The following is an 18,706-nucleotide window of genomic DNA, read 5'->3' as shown; positions in this document are numbered from 1 at the left end:
GGCCTGCGTCTGCTGGCCGCCCTGATGGTCTGCCTCTACCACTTCGCCGGGAAGGGCGGCGCCGTCGCCGGCTCCTGGCACCAGTCCCCCGCCCGGGTGTTCCCGACGCTCTCCCAGGCCGCCGTGTACGGCTGTCTGGGCGTGCAGTTCTTCTTCGTCATCAGCGGCTTCGTGATCTGCATGAGCAGTTGGGGCCGCACCCTCGGCCAGTTCTTCCGCTCCCGGGTCGCCCGCCTCTACCCGGCGTACTGGGCCGCCCTGTTCCTGATCACCGCCGCGTCCCTGCTGCTGCCGGTGGTCGTCCGTCCGGTCCGGCTCGACGAGTTCCTGGTCAACCTGACGATGCTGCAGCAGCCGATGGGTGTGCCGCGCGTCCTCGGCGTGTGCTGGACGCTCTGGGTCGAGGTGCGTTTCTACGCCCTGTTCGCCCTGTTCGTCGTCTGGCGGGGCGTCACCTACCGCCGGGTGGTGCTCTTCTGCTGCCTGTGGACCCTGGCCGGTGTGTTCGCCCGGGTCGCCGACAACCCGCTCACCGACGAACTGGTGATGCGCGACCACGCGCCGTTCTTCATCGGCGGCCTCGCCCTCTACCTCATCCACCGCTACGGCAGCGACCTGCTCCTGTGGGGCATCGTCACCGTCTCCTGGCTGCTCGGCCAGCGCTACTCGACCACTGGGCTGTGGCACCCCGGCATGGAGGGCGGCGCCTTCCACCGCGATCCGTACGTCATCCAGCTGATCGTGACCCTGGCCTTCGGCGCGGTGGCCGCGGTGGCGCTGGGCTGGACACGCTGGGCGAACTGGCGCTGGCTGACGGTGGCCGGGGCGTTGACGTACCCCTTCTACCTGATCCACGAGCATCTGGGCTGGTTCGTCGTCCGGCTGCTGCACCGGGATCTGGGCCTGGGCCCGTGGCCCACGCTCGTGGTCACGATCGCCGTTCTGCTGGGCCTGGCCTGGCTGATCCACCGCGGTGTGGAGCGGCCGTTCGGACCCCGGCTGAAGCGGGCGCTGGCGACCCGCGCGCCGAGACGACCCGTGCTGCGCTGAATTCCCGCGCCGTACGCGCTGAACGGGCCGAAGGCCGGTGGGGATGCCCCACCGGCCTTCGGTCGTCGTCCGCGGATCAGCCCTGGCGGGCCCGGATCTGCCGCACGGCCCGGCGCACCGCCGGGTGGCGGCGCAGGGACTCGGCGCGGATGGGGCTGCCGCCGGGCAGGCGCAGGCTGGTGAGGCGGCGCTTCTTGAAGTACTGCGGGTGCTCGGCGAGGTGCGCGGTGAGCCAGGCGGCCGCCTCTTCGTGCAGGCCCGGGTGCTTGCGGGACTGCATGCAGTAGCCCACGGTGCGCACCAGCGGGCCCAGCTCCGCGCTCAGGGCGGCGAGGGCGAGCGGGGTGCCCAGGGTGGCGCGCTCGGCGTCCGGGAGGGCCGCGTCGATGATGGTGAGGGGGACGCGGTTGCTGTTCTCGTACGGGGTGATGCGTTCGAGGAGCAGCTCGGTGCCGACGCGGGCCACGGGGATGCCGTAGAAGGCGGCCGCGGTCATCAGGGCGGTGGAGAAGCAGCCGATGACCAGTTCCGGCTTCAGGTGGGCGAAGACGGTCTCGGCGAGCACCGGGTCGCGCAGGACGGTCAGCCGTACGCCGAGCTCCGCGGCCGCCGTCTCCAGCGAGTTGTTGTACACGGAGGGCGCGCTGGGGTGGGGCTTGAACAGCACGCTCTGGTGGCCGGCCCGGGCGGCCGCCCGCAACATGCGGACGTGCAGCTCCTCCTCCTCGTCCTGGGTGATCAGGTCGATGGCGGAGAGGTACTGGCCGAGGAGCACGGCGGTGGGGCGGCTCTCGGCGGGGATCCGCTCGGCGAGGATGCCGGCGCCGTCCTCGCCGATCTGCGCGAGCACCTCGACAATGGCGTCGCCCGGCACCGGCTCGGGCTCGACGCCGTACTCCGACAGGAGCATCGGGCGCAGCCCGGGTATCAGGTCGAGGTGGAGGACGCGCGCGATGCGGCTGTTCATGCCGTGCGGGATCCGGTTGCGGGTGGGGCCGTAGCTCATCAGGCCGTCCGCGTACACGTGGATCGGGCTGTCGGCGAAGATGTCGCAGACCGCGCGGGAGGGGTTGGCCTGGATGGACTCGCAGGCGATCTCGACGGGCGCGTCACCCAGGTCCCAGGCGAGGCGTACGGCCTTCTCCCACAGCAGGGCGTCCTGGGCGCGCGGGGACCAGCCGGCCGGGTGGTGCGGGGAGATGAAGTCGTTCCAGGAGCGCACCTCGTCGAACTCGGGGCGCAGCTTCTCGAACCCGGCCATCCGGTCCAGCGGGGTGCCGACCTCGGGGATCGCGGCGGTGTTGCTGACGACGAGGATGCGGCGGTGCTCCTCGCGCGGGCCGAAGAGCCCGGCGCGGATCGCCGCGGTGACGGTGGCCGCCGCGTACTGGGTGGCCGAGAAGAAGATCTGGGTCGTACCGCTCTTGCCGGTACCGGTCCGGGCCGTGCCGCTCATGCCGCGACTCCCTTCATGCCGCCGCGGATGCGCCGCAGTGTGTTGACTCGTTCCTCGCCCATGCCGACGAGGGCCTCGTTGAGCTCGTCCTCCGTCATTCTGCCCAGCGCCTCGGAGGCCATCTGCCGCAGTTTGGCGGCGACGCTGCGCTCGAAGCGGGCACGGTCGGCGAGCTGGTGGGCGATGACGACGCAGTAGTTGCGCAGCGCCTTCTTGCGCAGCTTGCTGACCTCGGGGTCGTCGGCGAGCTCGGCGAGGACGAGGTCGAAGGAGCGGAAGAAGTCCAGCTGGCGGACGTCGCCGATCTGGGTCAGCGAGCTGGCCACGCCCCGGCGGTAGAAGACGCCGCGCAGGCTGGCGGCGACGTAGGAGTCGGCCCTGCGGTGCAGCTCCCAGATCCAGGGGCGGTCCTCGGCGGTGCGCAGTCCGTCGTGGAAGCGCAGCAGGCCGCGGTCGAGCAGCCGGCGGTGGTAGACGCCTGCCCACGCGTACGGGTAGTCGACCATGGTCGTCTCGTCGACCGGGAGGATCGAGGAGCGCGGGTCGAGCGGTATGTGCCGGCGTCCCTCGGGGGCCCGGTGGACGGCGCGCTCGACGCCGGTGACCTGGACGTGGTCGGTGCGCACGAAGTCGACGTCGAAGCGCTGGACGCAGTCGGTCAGGTCGCTCAGGTAGCCCGGGGCGAGCCAGTCGTCACCGTCGAGGAAGGTGAGGTAGGTGCCCTCGGCCGCGTCGATGCCGGTGTTGCGTGCGGTGGCCAGACCGCCGTTCTGCTCGTGCCGGATCACCCTGCTGTTCTTGAGCCGCTTGGTGAGTTCGAGCAACGCCTCGTAGGTCTTGTCCTTGGTGGACCGGTCCTCGACGAAGATGAACTCGAAGTCGTCCCGTGCGTTGTTCGCGAGGCTGGTCACCGTGTCGGCGACGTAGGTCTCGATGTTGTAGCAGGGGACGATGACGGACAGGGTCGGTTCGTTGGCCACGTGTGTACACCCGTGCTCGCTTCGGAAATATCTCCGCGATCCTTCGACGGCTCCGCCGCTCGGACGCGACAGCACAGCAACTCTCAGGTGAACACGGAATGACATTGCGATACGACCGGAAGTGAATTGGCCGTTCCGCCGCGGGGGTGGCTTTCCGGGCGGGTGACCCGGTTCAGCGGATGCCGTACCGGGCCTCGATCCCCGCGACGACCAGGGCCGGCCCCTCCTCGAAGCCGCGGTCGTAGTCCTCGAAGATCTCCGCGCCCGCTGCGGCCGACAGGGGGAAATCGGCCATGCGGCGGGCGCGCTCGGCGACGTCGTAACCCTCGCGGCGCTCGTCCGGCAGCGGCCGCACGCCCTGCTCCTCGGTGACGAAGCCGATGGTGTACGAGTACGCCGTCGAGGTCGCCCGGACCGCGGGCCGGGGACCGCGCCCCCGACGGGACGGTCGACGGCGTACGGCTCTTCGACGCCTTCCGCGGACCGCACTGGACCCTGCTGGGCGCGCGGGCACCGGAGCCGGGCGACGGGGTGCGGACCGTCCGCGGCCCGGCCCCCGAGCCGTACGGAACGGGCCTGTTCCTCGTCCGCCCGGACGGTTACGTCGGCTGGACGGGCGACTCCCCGGCGACGCTCACCGGCTACCTGGCGCGCCTCGGCCTGGGCCGGTAGGCGTCACGAGCTCGCCAGCGACAGCTTCACCGCGAACCCGAGGAACAGCGCGCCCGCCGCCGAGGTCGCCGTCGCCGACAGACGCTTGCGGCGGCGGAAGGCGGCGGCCAGCCGCGTGCCGCCGAATATCAGCGCGCTGAGGTAGAGGAAGCTGGCCACCTGGGCGAAGGCGCCGAGGACCACGAAGGACAGGGCCGGATAGGCGTACCCCGGGTCGACGAACTGCACGAAGAAGGCGACGAAGAACAGGATCGCCTTCGGGTTGAAGAGGCTGACGACGAGGGCACGCCGGAACGGCCGCTCCTGGCCGGCGGCATCCTCGGCGGCGGCCGCCTCGACCAGGCGCTCCCGCCGCGACCGCCACATCCCCCGGGCGGCCCGCAGCATCCCGATCGCCAGCCAGGTCAGATAGCCGGCGCCCGCGTACTTCACGATCCCGAACAGCACGGCGTTCGCCTGGAGCAGCGAGGCGACCCCGGCCGCCGACAGCGTCATCAGCACGGTGTCCCCGCACCACACGCCCGCGGCGGCGGTGTAGCCGGCCCGGACACCGCGACGGGCGGCCACGGACAGCACGTAGAGCGAGTTGGGGCCGGGCAGCAGGACGATCAGGACCAGGCCTGCCAGATAGGTGGGGAGATCGATGACGCCGAACATGCCTGGAGTGTCGCACGCCGGTCCGACACTCCCGTCGTCGGTGCTGGTCAGAAGGCGTCGGAGGGGACGTAGGTGCCCCACACCTCGCGCAGCGCGCCGCACACCTCGCCCACCGTCGCGCGGGCCCGCAGCGCCTCCCTCATCGGGTACAGGACGTTGTCCTCCCCCGCGGCGGCCTTCTTCAGCGCGGCCAGCGCCGAGTCCACCGCCGCCCGGTCCCGTTCGGCGCGCAGCCGGGCCAGGCGGTCCGCCTGCCGGGCCTCGATCGCCGGGTCGACCCGCAGCGGCTCGTACGGCTCCTCCTCGTCCAGCTGGAAGCGGTTGACGCCGACCACGACCCGTTCGCCCGAGTCGGTCTCCTGGGCGATGCGGTACGCGTTGCGCTCGATCTCCTCCTTCTGGAAGCCGCGCTCGATCGCCGCGACCGCGCCGCCGAGGTCCTCGACCCGGCGCATCAGGTCCAGCGCCGCCGTCTCCACGTCGTCCGTCATCCGCTCCACGGCGTACGAGCCGGCGAACGGGTCCACCGTCGCGGTCACGTCGGTCTCGTGGGCCAGGACCTGCTGGGTACGCAGGGCGAGGCGGGCGCTCTTGTCCGTGGGCAGCGCGATCGCCTCGTCGAAGGAGTTGGTGTGCAGGGACTGCGTGCCGCCGAGCACCGCGGCCAGGCCCTGCACCGCCACCCGGACCAGGTTCACCTCGGGCTGCTGGGCCGTCAGCTGGACGCCCGCGGTCTGGGTGTGGAAGCGCAGCATCCAGGACCTCGGGTCCTTCGCGCCGAACTCCTCCTTCATCACCCGCGCCCAGATCCGGCGGGCCGCGCGGAACTTGGCGACCTCCTCCAGGACCGTCGTACGGGCGACGAAGAAGAAGGACAGGCGGGGCGCGAAGTCGTCGACGTCCATGCCGGCCGACACCGCCGTACGGACGTACTCGATGCCGTCCGCCAGGGTGAAGGCGATCTCCTGCGCGGGCGAGGCGCCCGCCTCGGCCATGTGGTAGCCGGAGATCGAGATCGTGTTCCACTTCGGGATCTCGGTCCGGCAGTACTGGAAGATGTCCGCGATCAGCCGCAGGGACGGCTTGGGCGGGAAGATGTAGGTCCCGCGCGCGATGTACTCCTTGAGCACGTCGTTCTGGATGGTGCCCGTGAGCCGGTCCGCCGCCACCCCCTGCTCCTCGGCCACCAGCTGGTACAGGAGCAGCAGCAGGGCAGCCGGGGCGTTGATGGTCATCGACGTCGACACCTTGTCGAGCGGGATCCCGTCGAACAGCACCCGCATGTCGTCCAGGGAGTCGATGGCCACGCCGACCTTGCCGACCTCGCCGTGCGCGAGGGGCGCGTCGGAGTCGTGGCCCATCTGGGTCGGCAGGTCGAAGGCGACGGACAGGCCCGTCGTGCCGTGCGCGATCAGCTGCTTGTAGCGGGCGTTCGACTCCGTCGCCGTGCCGAAGCCCGCGTACTGGCGCATGGTCCAGGGGCGGCCCGTGTACATCGTGGGGTAGACGCCCCGGGTGAACGGGTAGGCGCCCGGTTCGCCCAACTGGCGCGCCGGGTCCCAGCCCGCGAGGTCCCGCGGTCCGTAGACCGGCTCGATCGGCAGTCCGGACTCCGACTCACGCGCCATCGTGGTGCCTCCGCAGTACGTGTCCCGCTCCCCGCAGTGCGTTTGTTACTCCCCACCATGCCCCGTAGTTCGGCGGCGGTCACGCGGGGAAGCATCCCAGGATGAGGAGCAAGGGGATCTTGTCGCGGCGCGCCGCCGCGCTCGGGCGGTCCACCGCCATACGCGGGCGGTCCACCACCGCACCCGGACGGCCCATCGCCGTACCCGCACGGCCCACCGCCGCCGCGCTCGCCTCGGGCGCCGTACTCGCCGCGCTCGCCGTGCTGTGCGGCTGCAGCGTGCAGGCGCCGGACGGGGACGCCAAGCACCGCCTGCCGGTCCACATCGAGTTCCCCGGCAGCTCCGGCCCGCCGTCCAGCCCGTCCCGGGCCTCGCCTGCCGCACCGGGCTCGCCCGGCACCCCGCGGGCATCCCGCGCCCCGGCGCCCGTGCTGTGGTCCCGCGGCGACTCCGGCACCGGCGTACGCGAGCTGCAGGCCCGCCTGCGCCAGGTCGACTGGCTCTTCGACGGGCCGACGGGGACGTACGACGACCTGACGGAGAAGGCGGTCGCGGGCTTCCAGGGCAAGCGCGGGCTGCCGGCGACCGGCAGGACCGACACCGTCACCTGGCGGCGGCTGCGGGACATGACGCATGAACCCGGCCGGTGGGAGCTGTACCTGATGGGCGGTCAGCCGGCCGCCGCGCCCGACCCGCGCTGTCTGACCGGACGCGTGCTGTGCATCAGCAAGACCAGCCGGACGCTGCGTTGGATGGTCGACGGGCGGACCGTGTCGACGATGTCCGTGCGCTTCGGCGCGCAGTACACCCCCACCCGCGAAGGTGTGTTCCACATCTACTGGAAGTCACGGCACCATGTGTCGACGCTCTACGACTCGCCCATGCCGTACGCGATGTTCTTCAGCGGCGGCCAAGCGGTGCACTACTCCTACGACTTCGCGGCACGGGGCTACGCGGGCGGTTCCCACGGGTGTGTCAACGTGCGGGACGAGACCGCGATCGCGCGGCTGTTCGCGCAGGTGCGGAAGGGCGACAAGGTCGTCGTCCACTGGTGACGCGCGAAGCGCGGGGAGCACCGAGAGGGTGTGTGGGGCGCGGGCGGGACCGGGGGAACGTGTCCCGCCCGCGCCATGTGCACGAGCCGTGGGTACGGGGGGAACCCCGGCTCAGTGCGACGGCCGATGACCAGTCGGCTCACTGAGTACTGCGTCCCGGGGGCCGAAAACGTCACACCCCGCGCGAAAAAATTTCGGCGCGGGACGAACGCGCAGGTCAGCGAGGCGAGAACGGGTCAGAGCGCGCTGTACGTCGGGCTCGGCGCCGGGGCCTGAGGCCGCGTCGGACGGTGGGCCGGCAGCGGGCCGAAGGCCGTGGGGGCGGGCGTGACGGCGCCGCCGTCCTGGTGGTGGTCGTTGCCGTGGTCCCGGTGACCGTCCCGGTCCCGGTGATGACGGCCCCGGTGGCGGTCGTCGTCGCCGCCCTGGCCGTCCCCGTCGTCCCCGTCGCCCTTGCCGCCCCGGCCGCCGCGCTCGTCCGCGTCGTCGCCGCCGGTCCTGCCGGGGATGTGGCCGTCCAGGACACCACGGCAGTACCGCCACACGCGCGCGGCTCCGCCCGCGGCCCCCTCCAGGGCGCGCTTGCGGTCGGCGTCGAGGTTCCTGCCGTCCCGGATGTCGCGGCAGGCCGAGAGCGCGCCGCTCCACCACTCGTCGGCCCCGCGGGAGGTGCCCGCGGAGCCGGTCGGTTCGCCGGTGGCCGGGTCCTGTCCGGCCGTGTCGCGCCGGGAGTCGGTGCCCGGGGTGGCGCTCGCCGTGCCGCCGGGCGTCGGGGTGCCGGACTCACCGCCCTGCACGCTGCCTTGGGAGGGCGGCACGAGCGGCTGCTCGGGGGCCGAGACGGAGGCGGCGGGCCCGGGAGGGTCGTTCTGGAACGGCGTCGGCAGGACTCCGGTTCCGGCCGCCACGGCGACGCCGCCGAGCATGCCGGCGGCCAGCGCGGCGGCCAGCGCCAGCCGCACCGGGCGGGCCCGGTTCCAGCGGCGGTCGGGGCGGGCCCGGCCGCCGATGCGGACCAGGCCGACATCGGACGAGGCTTCCGTCCGGCCGGCGCGCCGCGCGGCGAGTTCGTCGCGGTGGCCCGCAGCGACCCGCTCCGCCTCGCTCGCTTCGCGTGCCTTGCGGAATGCGGCCAACGCGCCTTCCTCGCCAGGGAGTTCACCTGCCGCGGGGGCGTCGACGGAGAGTGCGCCGAGGGCCTTGGCGAGTCGCTCCGCCTGCTCACGGGCGGACGCGTCGACGGCTTCCAGCGACTCCCCGCGCAACAGACGTTCCGCCGTTTCACGGTCCAGCCACTTGTACTGCTCGTCGGCCATCACATGTCCTTCTGCGTCCCCGAACGCGTATGCGTCACAGTGGCGGACGTCACCGCGCGACGGCGTGGTTCTCGCTGGGCCGGCAGTGCGTCGAGCACCCCGGCGGATTCCGGATCCTCGCCGAGCAGTTCCGCGAGCCGCTTCAGACCGCGGTGCGCGGCCGTGCGTACGGCGCCGGCGCGCTTGCCGAGGGTCTCCGCGGCGGTCTTGGCGTCGAGGCCGACGACCACGCGCAGGACGACGGCCTCGGCCTGGTCCTGCGGGAGCCGCGCGATGAGGGAGAGGGTGCTGTCGGTGGCGAGGGCTTCGATGGCCTCGCCCGCCGTGTCGGACTCTGCTGCCCGGCCGGTCAGTTCGGTCTCGTCGCCGCCGATCGCGGGCCGGCGGCCGCGCATCCGTATGTGGTCCAGGGCGCGGTTGCGGGCGATACGGGCGGCCCAGCCGCGGAAGCGGTCGGCGTCCCCGCTGAACCGGGCCAGGTCGCGGGCTATCTGCAGCCAGGCCTCGGACGCGACGTCCTCGGCGTCCGGATCGCCCACCAGCGTCCGTACGTAACCGAGCAGTCGCGGATGAACCGTGCGGTACACAGTCCGGAAAGCGGTCTCGTCCCCGTCCTGTGCCGCACGTACCGCGGCGGTCAGCTCCGCGTCGTCCCCCAGCACCCGTGGTTCCTCTATAGATGGTCGCGGCAGTCAGGCCGCCGATCATTGCAGTGATCATGCATCTGCGTTCGACGCGAAAGGCACGTTACGACCTGAAACCGCTCCTCGTCCACGTCCGTACAAGGTGCAACTAACTCGTGACGCAGTGAGGTGTGACAGAAAACGCACTCTCGGCGCTGTAGGGAGTACGGGCCGCCGCGCGGCCCGTGCCGCGCGACGGCCGGGGCCTCTCCTGTGGGGGGTGGCGGCTCCGGCCGTTGCCTCGGCGGCACTCGGCAGATCACGGCGGCGCCCGGCGGACCGGGACGGACCCCGTGGCCGACCACGGGGAATCGGGCACAGAGCCCTTCGAAAGCCACGCGTCCGGCGCGTGACGGACACCGCGTCAGCCCCGGGCGGATCGCCCGTCCCGGCCCCGCGTGAGCCGAATCACTTCTTCTTGGTGCCGGGATTCGGGCTGGCGTCGGGCTTCGCGACGTTGGTGGGCTTGGCCGTATTACCGGTGTTGCCGCTGTTGCCGGCATTTCCGGTATTGCCGGTGTTCGCCTTGGGCTTGTCGCTCTTGGCCGTGTTGCCCGGGTTGGCCGTATTACCAGAGTTGCCGGAGTTGCCCGGCTCGTGGCTCTGGGCGGCCAACTGCTCGGCGCAGTACGCCCCGACGTTCGCCTCGCCGCCCGCAGCCGTGACGAGCCGCTGCCAGGCCGTCGACTCCAGCGCCTTGCCGCTGCCCTTGACCGACTCGTAGGCACGGCAGTGGGCGAGGGTGTCCTTGGCGGTGTCCGGACGGTCGTGCGTCCCGGTGCCGGACGAGGGGGACAGCTTGCCCGACGGGCCCCTGGAGGCCCCGTCCGTGGCGCCCGCGCTCGCGTCCTGGCGGTGCCGGTCGTCCCGCCCGTCGGAGGAGCCGACGGAGCCGATGGCGGCGACCGCGACACCGCCCAGGGTGAGGCCGGCCACCAGCATCGCCGCCGTGGTCTTCACCGACCGCCACATGTGGCGGTGCTCGCGCGGCCGCCAGTCGTCCCGGCGACGGGTCCGCGCCCGGTGGCTGCCGGCGTCCCGGGCGACCCGGAACGCGTCCGTCGCCCGCTGCTCGGCCGCCGGGTCGACGGCGCCGGCGCGCAGGGCGGCACCGAGGTACTCCTCCAGGCCGGCCGGCTCGATCGTGGCCCGCGATCCGTCGGCGCTGTCGTCCGGGTGCACGCGCCGACGGCTGTGCAGCCCACCGTCGCTCTGCCGCTCACCCATGTGCCCATCCATCTCTGTCCGGCGGTCCGCCGCCGCTTTCGTTCATGTCGACTCCCCCAGCGTGCTGGGGCCGTCTTCCGTCACACCCTGGTCCGTCTCGGCCCCGCCTCCGAGCTGGCGGGCGAGCCGTTTCAGGCCCCGGTACGCGGCCGTGCGCACCGCTCCCGGGCGCTTGCCCAGGACCCGCGCGGAGGCCGGTCCGTCGAGGCCCACGACCACCCTGAGCAGCACCGCCTCGGCCTGGTCGCGCGGCAGCCCGCGGACCAGCTCCAGGGCGTACTCGGTGGAGAGGGACTCCAACGCCTGGTCGTGCGTGCTCTGCGGACCGGGCAGGTCCAGTACGTCCTGTTCGAGCGCCGACGCCCGGGGGCGCACCCGTTGCCGGCGCAGGTGGTCCAACGCCCGGTGCCGGGCGATGGTCGCGGTCCAGCCGCGGAACCCGGCGCCGTCGCCCTTGAACCGCCCGAGGTCCCGGGCTATCTCCAGCCAGGCGTCGGAGGCCACGTCCTCCGCATCGTCCCCGACGAGGCCGCGCAGATAGCCGAGCAGCCCGGGCTGCACGAGCCGGTAGGCGACCGCGAAGGCGGCCTCGTCACCGTCCTGGGCCCGCGCGACGGCCGCGCCCAGCTCCCCGTCGTACGCCTGCGTGCGACGGGGTTCCCCTCCGTGGCCCAAGACCGTCCTCGTCCGTACTGAGCTCGTGACCATTGCTCGTGCTCGTTCTCGTAGGGAATCCGCACTGTGCGACACGACCGATCGCGCCGCCCACCCCCACGGTCAACAGCGTCGGGCCTCACAGAAGTGTCACAGTGCACAGCGGACTCCCTGGTCACGCCACTGTCAGTGCCACCTCCTACGCTGCGCCTCACCGATCGGACGACACGGAGGGAAGGAAGCGGCATGGGGGGCAATGGCTGGACGCAGACGGGCCCGTACCGGCGTGATCTGACGGCGGCGTTCCGTCAGGCACAGATGGAGGAACTGGCACAGGACGACCACGGATTCGGAGCGGGCCGCACGATCGAGGCGCTGTGGCTGGACCCCGAATGGCAGGAGTACATCTTCACCGGGGGCACGGGCACCGTGCTGGACCTCCCCATGGTGATCGAGCCGACGGACCCGGAGGACGGCCCGTTCATGCGCCCGCTGACGGAGGAGGAGGTCCGCGCCTGGGCCCCCGACGGCCGCCCCACGTACGCCGACTGGGACGAGGCGCTGCACTCCGACCGACTCGACTTCCCGGGCCGCGCGCAGGGCAGATGCACCGTGCTCTACACGGACGGCGAACCAACCCATATCGGGTATTGGGGAGTTACGGCGGACTAGGGCCTGTGTCCCCCGGCCGGCCGGGCCCCTCCCCTCACACGGGGCCCGGCCGTGTCACCTCGCCCGGGAGCCGGGCCGTGTCACCTCGCGGCGTCGGTCGCGTCGCGGCACAGCAGCCGCAGCGAGCCCTGTCCCTCGTAGCAGCGGCGGGCCTCGTCGATGGGGTCCCACAGGCGGCCGTCGGGCGTACGGATCCAGTGGTCGCCGCCGGTCGCCCACCACTCGGCGCCGCTGTTGCGCACGATCACCTCACCGGCGTACGCCCCGAGACCGCGCAGCACGCTCTGCACGGCGTCGTACGGCGCGCCCTCCCGCCGTATCTCCTCGATCGTCCGGTCGACGCGCCACAGGCTCTGCGCCGAGTAGTCGAGCCGCACCCGCGCGCCCTCGCGCATGGTCACCACCGCGTCCGCCGCCCACCGCGTCGGCTTCGCCGCGGCCTGGGGCCTGGTCTCCTGCTGAGTCGTCACGTACGGAAGAGCGAGGTCAGCGTTCCATTCGTCACCCGTACCCCTGGCCGCACCCGGAACCGGTGCAGTTCTCCCGCACCTCCCCCGCACGACGCTCACAGGAACTTCCCCGAACTCCGGGCGCGCACAGGTGTGATGCTTCGGCGCTCCCGTGCGCTCCATTCAGCGATGAACATGTACTTCCACCTGCGCGCGGTGCCGCCTCCGGCCCTGCGCAACAGCACGACCTGGCTGCGGAAGCTGTTCGAGGACGACTGGGACAGCGTCCGCACACGGGTCGACCGTCATCGCGAGGAAATGCTGGACCGGCGCTACCTCGACCACGACCTCCTCTACGCGGGTGCTCCGCCGTACCAGCCCGAGGAGGAGCCGTGTGCCCAGGTGATCCTGGGCGGCCGGCCGGTGTTCCCCGCCGAGCAGGACAAACCACCGTTCCTGCTGCTCACGGCGGCTCAGGTGAGCCGCGTCTCCGACTACCTCTCGTCCACCGACTTCGGGGCGCTGTGGCACTCGGCGCGCCGTGACCTGCTGCCCAGATACGGCGGCGCGGAGGTGGAACCGCAGACACGGGGTGCCTTCGAGTCGGCACACCGGGATCTGACGGCCTTCTACGCACGGACCGCGGGCTACGGCGACGCGGTGGTCAAGTGGCTCCTCATAGGCCCACACCGCTGAGCACCGTCCGACGGTGACAGGGCATGACTGAGGGACCGCACGGCTGAGAAGCCGCGTGGCTGAGGAGCCGCGTGGCTGAGAGACCGCACGGGCTGAAGGGCCGCACGGGCTTGAGCGCCGGACGGGCTGAAGGGCCGCACAGCTGAAGCACCGCACCGGTCGAAAGACCTCGCGGCTGAGGGCCGCACGGACTGAAGAGCCGTCCGGGCCGAGAGACCGCACGGGCTGAGGGCCGCATGGGCCGAAGGAGCGCACGGCTAAAGCAGCGCTCGGACTGAAGGGTTGTCCGGGCTGAGGGACCGCGGGGCTGAAGCACCGCACGGACTGAAGGGCTGTCCGGGCCGAGGGACCGCATGGGCCGAAGGAGCGCACGGCTAAAGCAGCGCTCGGACTGAAGGGTTGTCCGGGCTGAAGGACCGCGGGGCTGAAGCACCGCACGGACTGAAGGGCTGTCCGGGCCGAGGGACCGCAGGGCTGAAGCACCGCACGGCTGAAAGACCGCGCAGCTGAAAGACCGCACGGGCCGAGAGGCCGCACGGCTGCATGGCCGTCCGGGTTGCTGAACCCTCCGGATTGCTGGGCCGCCCGGGCCGAAGCGCCGTCCGGCATACGGGGCCGTCCGGTATACAAGGCCCCCGGTATGCGGGGCCCTCCGGTGCGCGAGGCCGTCCGGTTCAGCCGCGGCCCCGGGCCCGGCGTGACACCACCGCGCGCAGTACCCGGCGGCCCTCGGTCGACACCTCCAGTGCCTGGCGGAGCCCGCCCGTGCCGTAGCCGGCCAGCAGTTCCAGGACGGTGACCTGGCGTCGCAGTTCGGCGGCGACCAGCGGCGACATGCCCTCCGTACGGCCCTCGGCGGGGATCCCGCCCGCGCGCACGGAGTTGAGGGCGTGCGGGAGCTCGTCGGCCGAGCCGGCGCCGTCCCCGGCGGGGTCGAGGAGCCGGTGTATATGGAGCGAGGCCACGGAGCAGGCGTCGGCCCACACCCGTATCCCGGCTCCGGTGCGCTCGGCCGGGGCGGCGCCGAGCATCCGGCGTGCGAGCAGCGCGGCCTCGTCCTCGGCGGGCTCCTCCGGGCCGACGGAGTCGAGCGCCGTACGCGCCTTCTCCAGGCCCTCCGCCCAGTCGCCGCCGCCGTCCGCGAGGCTCGCCCACAGCGGGCGCAGCACCTCGTCGTCGCCGCCCAGCAAGGGCACGCACCGGTCCAAACAAGCCAACCCGCTGGTCGCCAGTCCGCGTTCGTCGGCCTGAGCGATCAGTTCCACCAGGCTCATCCACGCCTCCCTCGCCAGGGCGCCGACCTTTACGGAGCCCGCACTTCCCCTTACTGCGTGCGACGCCGCCGGAGTGTCACAGCGGCACCACACCGAGCCGGTCGAGCAGGCGGAAGAAGAGGTTTTCGGCCAATGGGTCGGGTTCGGCGGTCAGCACGTCCACCAGCGCCTCGGCCTCGACCGCGTGCCCCGCCTCGGCGGCCCAGGCCACCGCGCGCCCGGCGGCGTCGCCGGGTTCGAGGAAGTAGTCCTCCAGCGTGAGTCCCTCCTGGCCGGCGCCGAGGTACCGGGCCATCGCGGCCCGCGCGAGACAGGTCGTCCAGCCGCCGCTCTGAGGCGCGGCCGCCTCGACGACCACGCAGGCGCTGTCCATGACGTATCCGAAGAGCGCGGGCGCACCGGTCAGCTCGGCCAGGGCGTTCATGTTCCCGACGTCGCCGGCCTCGCTGTCCGGACCCGCGTACTCCCACACCTGCCAGCCGTCGGGCGCCGACGCCCGCAGGGTCATGCCCTCGGCGCCGGCCAGTGTCGCGAGTTCGGCGAGCGGCCGCTCGGCGCGGCCCACGACGAAGTACCCCCAGTAGCCCATGCGCGTCCCCCAATGGCCCGTCCGGTGCGGCTCGGGCCGAATACACCACAGGCCCGCGGGGGTCCGCAGCCTTATGCGGCAATCGGAGGGGTGACGGCCGGACGGCGGCGGGCCGGTGATCAGACCATCGCGGGCACCGGACCGGCCAGCGCCTTCTGGTGCTGCATACGGGTCAGCCGCAGGACGACGAGGATCGCGAAGACGGCGGCCACGATGTCGACGGCGTCCGAGAACAGCATCTGCCGTGCGGCGAAGGCCAGTTCCGACGCGGTGTCGGCCTTGCGGTACTCGACGGCCGCGGCCCGGTCGGCGAACAGGGAGATGATCCACAGCGTCCACCAGGTGTTGACCAGCACGTGCGAGCGGCGCGCGCCCCAGGCGGTGCTGGCGTCCCAGATGTCGAGGGTGATCCGGCGCGGGAACCAGAGGTTCACCACCGGCGTGAACCACCCTCCGATCGCCCAGCCGCGCGACTTCTCGTGCCCGGCCTGGTCGAAGACCTCGGCGTTGACCCGCGCCCGGTAGAACCAGCACAGGAACATGACGATGCTCGCCAGCAGGGCCGTCGTCTGGACGAGGCCCGACACCCGGTAGACGGAGTCGGCGTGGTCGGCCCGCCGGCCCATGCCCGCCGTGTACGCGCCGTCCGCGAGCTCGTCGGCGACCCGCATGTTCAGCAGGTCCGCCCAGATGGCGAACAGGTCGGCGGCGATGACGAGTCCGAGCGCCACGGCGGCGGCCCGGCCGAGCCCGACCGGCGAGCGCAGCCAGGCGTTGGCCGGTGGGGCGAACGGGGCGGCGGGCGCGGGCGCGGGCAGGGCGACGGCGCACTGGGCGCACAGGGTGCCGCCGGGCGCGGCGGCGAAATGATGGCAGCGTGAACAGATCACGATGGAATCCCCCGAGGTGTTGGTCGAAAGCGCCGACGGTCGCTCTCTCCCCCGAAACGCGACGCGCGGCATGCGGAAGATACGGTTCGCGGGCGTCGTACGTCTAATCGATTCCGGTCGGCCGGCCGACGCGGTGGCGGCCCGGCCGGTGTCAGCCCAGCCGGTCCGCGAGCTTCTTGAACTCCGCCCAGCTCAGCGTGGGTCGGCCCGGGTCCCACAGCTTCTGGACGGTGGCCCGCAGCGGCATCCGGATGCCCGCGGCCACCTGCTTCTCCGTCTGGGCGTTCGGGAAGTCGGACCAGACGGCGAAGGACCCGCCGAGGATCTGCCCGTCGTAGCGCGCGGGCACCGCGACGGTGCCGCGCAGCACGCGCGGGGTCCACTGCTCGTAGATCCGCTCTCCCGTCGGATAGACGAAGGTCTGCGGCTGCCCGAGGACGTAGTAGAGGAACTCGTCGTTGTAGTTGAGGACCTGCCGTCCCGCGCTCAGGTACTCCACCGGCTGCCGGGCGCCGATCTCCTTGCCGGTCCAGTAGGCGACCTGGAGGTCCTTGGCGGGCTGCACGGACGTGTTCCGGAAGAAGCCGTCGTTCCAGACCCGCATCGTGCGGTCGTGGGCCCGGATCGTGTCGGCGCGGTCGCCCAGCCAGCCGGTGGCGAGGTCGGCGACGGTGGCGCCGGAGCCGTACCGCTGCCGGGCGGCGGCGGCCGGCTGCGGATACGACGCCTGCGGGTCGGACACCGTCAGGGCCCGGTACTCGTCGCCGCCGAGGTGCCAGTACCCGCCCGGGAACAGGTCGGCGTACTCGCCCAGCAGGTCGTCGACGAGGGCGGCCGCGCTGTCCTTGGAGATGTCGACGGCGCCGCGTGCCGCGACGCCCTGCGCGCTGCGCAGTTGCAGGTCGGGGTGGGCGGCGATGACCGCGCCGAGGTGGCCGGGCGAGTCGATCTCCGGGACGACGGCGATGTGCCGGGCGGCGGCGAGGTCGACGATCCGCCTGACCTGGGCCTTGGTCAGATGGTCCCGGGACACGATCTCCGGGTGGGTCGAGGACTCGATCCGGAAGCCCTGGTCGTCGGAGAAGTGCAGCCCCAGCTGGTTGAACTTCAGGTCCCCCAGCTCGCGCACCCGGTCCTCGATCCAGGATGCGGAGTACGGTTTGCGTGCGATGTCCAGCATGAACCCGCGCTGCGGCTTGGCCGGCTGGTCGCGCACGACGCCCTCCGGGGCCGTACCGCCGCCGTGGACCTCCTGTTTGAGGGTGCGGGTGCCGTAGAAGACGCCCGCGTCGGAAGGGCCGCTGATGCTGACCCGCCCGCCGCGCACGGTCATCGAGTACGACTCCGGGTTCGCGCCCTCGTCGTCGTTGAGTGCCAGTCGTACGTCCCCGGCCCGCACGTCGTCCCGCTCGCCCGCGTACGAGAGGCCGAGCTCACCGGCGATCAGACGCCCCTCGTCGACCAGTTCGGGATCGCCCACGACCACGCGCCGGCCGTGCGCCGGGCGCCAGCCGGGGCCGCGGGCGGGGGTGTGGGAGCGCACGGCGGGGATGGTGCGGGGTGCCTGGGACAGGGGGTAGTTGCGGGTGGGTGTGGGCGTGGGCGCCGCCTCGGCCTCGGACGCCCCGCCCGAGGGCGGCCGTGCCGCTCCCGCGGGGGCTCCCGCGTCGTTCCCGTCCGCGGAGGCCCAGACCCCGAGGCCCACACCGAGGCCGACCGTGGCCACGAAGACCCCTGCGGTCACCGTCCGCCTCTGCCTCAGCTGCTGCGCCGACGGGCGGCGCCTGTGCTGGCTCACCACGCCAACCTACGACTCCCGCGACACGGATGCGTCCACCGCATGTTCCGAAACTCTCCCGTCCGAGTGAATTTCGGGCATCTCTCGGACACACCGTGAACGCTCTCGATAACGTTGGCGACACACCTTTCCCAGTATCCCCTGCCAAAACACCTGTGACGCGAGGATTCACGCTGCCTGCGCACCGTCTCCCGTACGCCTCCGACCTCTCCGGCCGGGCGGCCATACCGGCACTCCCCGAGCAGAGCCGCACCCAGGCGTCCCCCGCGCTGCTGGAGGGCTTCAACACCGCGCCCGCCGACGAGGCGTGCGAGGCGCTCCTGGCCTGCCTGCGCAGCCTCCGCTGGGCCCGGCGCGTCGCCGACCACCGTCCCTATCCCGACCTGGACTCCCTGCTCGCGGCGGCGGACGAGGCGGCGTACGACCTGCCCCCGGGGGATCTGTCGGTGGCCCTGGCGGGCGAGGCGCTGCCGGAGCTGCCGGAGGACACCTACTCGGTGGCCCACATGGCACTGAGCGCGGCCCATGCCGCCTACGAGGCGCGATTCGGCCACGCGTTCGTCATCTACCTGGGCGATGTACACCCCGACGAAGCGCTCGACCGCATTCTCGAAGGCATCCGGTCACGATTGACCAACGATCCGGAGGAGGAGCGGGTGATAGCGGCGGAGGAGCTGCGGCGTCTGGCAAGAGGCAGACTGGCCACGTTCCTCGGCCCTGCGCGGTCGTACCCACCAGCGGCTTCGCCGCGGGGCACGACCGGCCCGAACGCGCCCGTACCCGGTAAATGACCGATGCGGCCACGACCGGTGGGCCCACCCTGGTGGCCGCCCGGCAGTAGCCCGTCCGGTGCCACTTTGATCACACCAACGGGCCCCCCGTCAGCGGCGGCGCACCGCATGGCTACGATGCTGGGGGCCGGTGGACCGTACCCGGCCGGGCCCGACCGACAACCGAAGC

At 72.4% G+C, this 18,706-nt stretch carries 18 protein-coding genes and 2 pseudogenes; 6 read left to right on the top strand and 14 right to left on the bottom strand.

The window, feature by feature from the left end:
- On the top strand, positions 1-1,050 hold a 1,050-nt coding region (locus IPZ69_RS27300; RefSeq protein WP_235457188.1), incomplete at its 5' end, for an acyltransferase family protein.
- Between the two features lie 76 nt (positions 1,051-1,126).
- Here IPZ69_RS27300 and IPZ69_RS27295 read toward each other — a convergent pair.
- The 3 genes and pseudogenes from IPZ69_RS27295 to IPZ69_RS27285 all read right to left on the bottom strand — a co-directional run.
- On the bottom strand, positions 1,127-2,506 hold the full coding sequence (locus IPZ69_RS27295; RefSeq protein ID WP_235457186.1) for an alpha-2,8-polysialyltransferase family protein: 1,380 nt from the start codon (positions 2,504-2,506) through the stop codon (positions 1,127-1,129).
- The gene (locus IPZ69_RS27290; protein ID WP_235457184.1) at positions 2,503-3,486 is read right to left on the bottom strand and encodes a glycosyltransferase family 2 protein; all 984 of its coding nucleotides are present in this window, start codon (positions 3,484-3,486) and stop codon (positions 2,503-2,505) included. Before IPZ69_RS27290 ends, IPZ69_RS27295 begins: the two co-directional genes overlap by 4 nt.
- 172 nt (positions 3,487-3,658) lie before the next feature.
- Positions 3,659-3,904, bottom strand: a pseudogene (locus tag IPZ69_RS27285) (TetR/AcrR family transcriptional regulator C-terminal domain-containing protein); the annotation flags it as partial.
- Here IPZ69_RS27285 and IPZ69_RS27280 point away from each other — a divergent pair.
- Positions 3,904-4,158 (top strand): annotated as a pseudogene (locus IPZ69_RS27280) (aromatic-ring hydroxylase C-terminal domain-containing protein); the annotation flags it as partial. The pseudogenes IPZ69_RS27285 and IPZ69_RS27280 sit on opposite strands and share 1 nt — an antisense overlap.
- Before the next feature lie 3 nt (positions 4,159-4,161).
- On the opposite strand, the gene leuE reads toward IPZ69_RS27280, so the two are convergent.
- Positions 4,162-4,815, bottom strand: a complete 654-nt coding sequence (gene leuE / locus IPZ69_RS27275) for a leucine efflux protein LeuE (protein WP_235457183.1) — start codon at positions 4,813-4,815, stop codon at positions 4,162-4,164.
- Between the two features lie 47 nt (positions 4,816-4,862).
- Positions 4,863-6,443, bottom strand: coding sequence for an acyl-CoA mutase large subunit family protein (locus tag IPZ69_RS27270; protein ID WP_235457182.1), 1,581 nt, complete (start codon positions 6,441-6,443; stop codon positions 4,863-4,865).
- A 119-nt stretch (positions 6,444-6,562) separates the two neighbouring features.
- Between IPZ69_RS27270 and IPZ69_RS27265 the strand changes: the two genes are divergently transcribed.
- Entirely contained in the window at positions 6,563-7,498 is a 936-nt protein-coding gene (locus IPZ69_RS27265; protein ID WP_374293986.1) for a L,D-transpeptidase family protein, read from the top strand.
- Between the two features lie 236 nt (positions 7,499-7,734).
- Here the strand turns inward: IPZ69_RS27265 and IPZ69_RS27260 are convergent, their stop codons facing one another.
- The 4 genes from IPZ69_RS27260 to IPZ69_RS27245 form a co-directional block, all read right to left on the bottom strand.
- Positions 7,735-8,814 carry a hypothetical protein gene (locus tag IPZ69_RS27260; protein WP_235457181.1) on the bottom strand — a complete coding sequence of 360 codons (1,080 nt, stop codon included), beginning with the start codon at positions 8,812-8,814 and terminating at the stop codon, positions 7,735-7,737.
- Entirely contained in the window at positions 8,814-9,476 is a 663-nt protein-coding gene (locus tag IPZ69_RS27255) for an RNA polymerase sigma factor (RefSeq protein ID WP_235457180.1), read from the bottom strand. The genes IPZ69_RS27260 and IPZ69_RS27255 overlap by 1 nt, the downstream gene beginning before the upstream one ends.
- A 429-nt stretch (positions 9,477-9,905) precedes the next feature.
- Positions 9,906-10,724: a hypothetical protein gene (locus IPZ69_RS27250; RefSeq protein ID WP_235457179.1), complete on the bottom strand. Its 819-nt coding sequence runs from the start codon at positions 10,722-10,724 to the stop codon at positions 9,906-9,908.
- A 42-nt stretch (positions 10,725-10,766) separates the two neighbouring features.
- Positions 10,767-11,399, bottom strand: a complete 633-nt coding sequence (locus IPZ69_RS27245) for an RNA polymerase sigma factor (RefSeq protein ID WP_235457178.1) — start codon at positions 11,397-11,399, stop codon at positions 10,767-10,769.
- 225 nt (positions 11,400-11,624) lie between these two features.
- On the opposite strand from IPZ69_RS27245, the gene IPZ69_RS27240 reads away from it, so the two are divergent.
- Positions 11,625-12,050: a hypothetical protein gene (locus tag IPZ69_RS27240; RefSeq protein ID WP_235457177.1), complete on the top strand. Its 426-nt coding sequence runs from the start codon at positions 11,625-11,627 to the stop codon at positions 12,048-12,050.
- A gap of 80 nt (positions 12,051-12,130) precedes the next feature.
- Here the strand turns inward: IPZ69_RS27240 and IPZ69_RS27235 are convergent, their stop codons facing one another.
- The gene (locus tag IPZ69_RS27235; protein WP_235457176.1) at positions 12,131-12,520 is read right to left on the bottom strand and encodes a hypothetical protein; all 390 of its coding nucleotides are present in this window, start codon (positions 12,518-12,520) and stop codon (positions 12,131-12,133) included.
- Between the two features lie 168 nt (positions 12,521-12,688).
- Here IPZ69_RS27235 and IPZ69_RS27230 point away from each other — a divergent pair, with 168 nt between their 5' ends.
- A complete protein-coding gene (locus IPZ69_RS27230) occupies positions 12,689-13,195 on the top strand; it encodes a DUF1877 family protein (RefSeq protein ID WP_235457175.1) in 507 nt (168 codons plus the stop codon).
- A gap of 674 nt (positions 13,196-13,869) precedes the next feature.
- Here IPZ69_RS27230 and IPZ69_RS27225 read toward each other — a convergent pair.
- The 4 genes from IPZ69_RS27225 to IPZ69_RS27210 form a co-directional block, all read right to left on the bottom strand.
- On the bottom strand, positions 13,870-14,469 hold the full coding sequence (locus IPZ69_RS27225; protein WP_235457173.1) for a hypothetical protein: 600 nt from the start codon (positions 14,467-14,469) through the stop codon (positions 13,870-13,872).
- Positions 14,470-14,545: 76 nt separating this feature from the next.
- A complete protein-coding gene (locus tag IPZ69_RS27220) occupies positions 14,546-15,058 on the bottom strand; it encodes a hypothetical protein (RefSeq protein ID WP_235457171.1) in 513 nt (170 codons plus the stop codon).
- Between the two features lie 119 nt (positions 15,059-15,177).
- Positions 15,178-15,948 carry a DUF4328 domain-containing protein gene (locus IPZ69_RS27215; RefSeq protein WP_235457169.1) on the bottom strand — a complete coding sequence of 257 codons (771 nt, stop codon included), beginning with the start codon at positions 15,946-15,948 and terminating at the stop codon, positions 15,178-15,180.
- Positions 15,949-16,099: 151 nt separating this feature from the next.
- A complete protein-coding gene (locus IPZ69_RS27210) occupies positions 16,100-17,746 on the bottom strand; it encodes a beta-N-acetylhexosaminidase (protein ID WP_235457167.1) in 1,647 nt (548 codons plus the stop codon).
- Positions 17,747-17,901: 155 nt separating this feature from the next.
- Between IPZ69_RS27210 and IPZ69_RS27205 the strand changes: the two genes are divergently transcribed.
- On the top strand, positions 17,902-18,537 hold the full coding sequence (locus tag IPZ69_RS27205; protein ID WP_235457166.1) for a 2-oxo-4-hydroxy-4-carboxy-5-ureidoimidazoline decarboxylase: 636 nt from the start codon (positions 17,902-17,904) through the stop codon (positions 18,535-18,537).
- The last annotated feature ends 169 nt before the right edge of the window (positions 18,538-18,706 follow it).

The sequence above is a fragment of the Streptomyces olivochromogenes genome (genome assembly GCF_021538895.1).
Lineage (GTDB): Bacteria > Actinomycetota > Actinomycetes > Streptomycetales > Streptomycetaceae > Streptomyces > Streptomyces olivochromogenes_A.
This window is presented reverse-complemented; position numbering and strand designations above follow the sequence as displayed.

What these genes read in the sequence shown, in the direction of transcription:
- IPZ69_RS27295 (WP_235457186.1), bottom strand. Translation starts at nt 2,506, where the DNA reads ATGAGCGGCACGGCCCGGACCGGTACCGGCAAGAGCGGTACGACCCAG.
- leuE (WP_235457183.1), bottom strand. Translation starts at nt 4,815, where the DNA reads ATGTTCGGCGTCATCGATCTCCCCACCTATCTGGCAGGCCTGGTCCTG.
- IPZ69_RS27270 (WP_235457182.1), bottom strand. Translation starts at nt 6,443, where the DNA reads ATGGCGCGTGAGTCGGAGTCCGGACTGCCGATCGAGCCGGTCTACGGA.
- IPZ69_RS27260 (WP_235457181.1), bottom strand. Translation starts at nt 8,814, where the DNA reads ATGGCCGACGAGCAGTACAAGTGGCTGGACCGTGAAACGGCGGAACGT.
- IPZ69_RS27250 (WP_235457179.1), bottom strand. Translation starts at nt 10,724, where the DNA reads ATGGGTGAGCGGCAGAGCGACGGTGGGCTGCACAGCCGTCGGCGCGTG.
- IPZ69_RS27240 (WP_235457177.1), top strand. Translation starts at nt 11,625, where the DNA reads ATGGGGGGCAATGGCTGGACGCAGACGGGCCCGTACCGGCGTGATCTG.
- IPZ69_RS27230 (WP_235457175.1), top strand. Translation starts at nt 12,689, where the DNA reads ATGAACATGTACTTCCACCTGCGCGCGGTGCCGCCTCCGGCCCTGCGC.
- IPZ69_RS27225 (WP_235457173.1), bottom strand. Translation starts at nt 14,469, where the DNA reads ATGAGCCTGGTGGAACTGATCGCTCAGGCCGACGAACGCGGACTGGCG.
- IPZ69_RS27220 (WP_235457171.1), bottom strand. Translation starts at nt 15,058, where the DNA reads ATGGGCTACTGGGGGTACTTCGTCGTGGGCCGCGCCGAGCGGCCGCTC.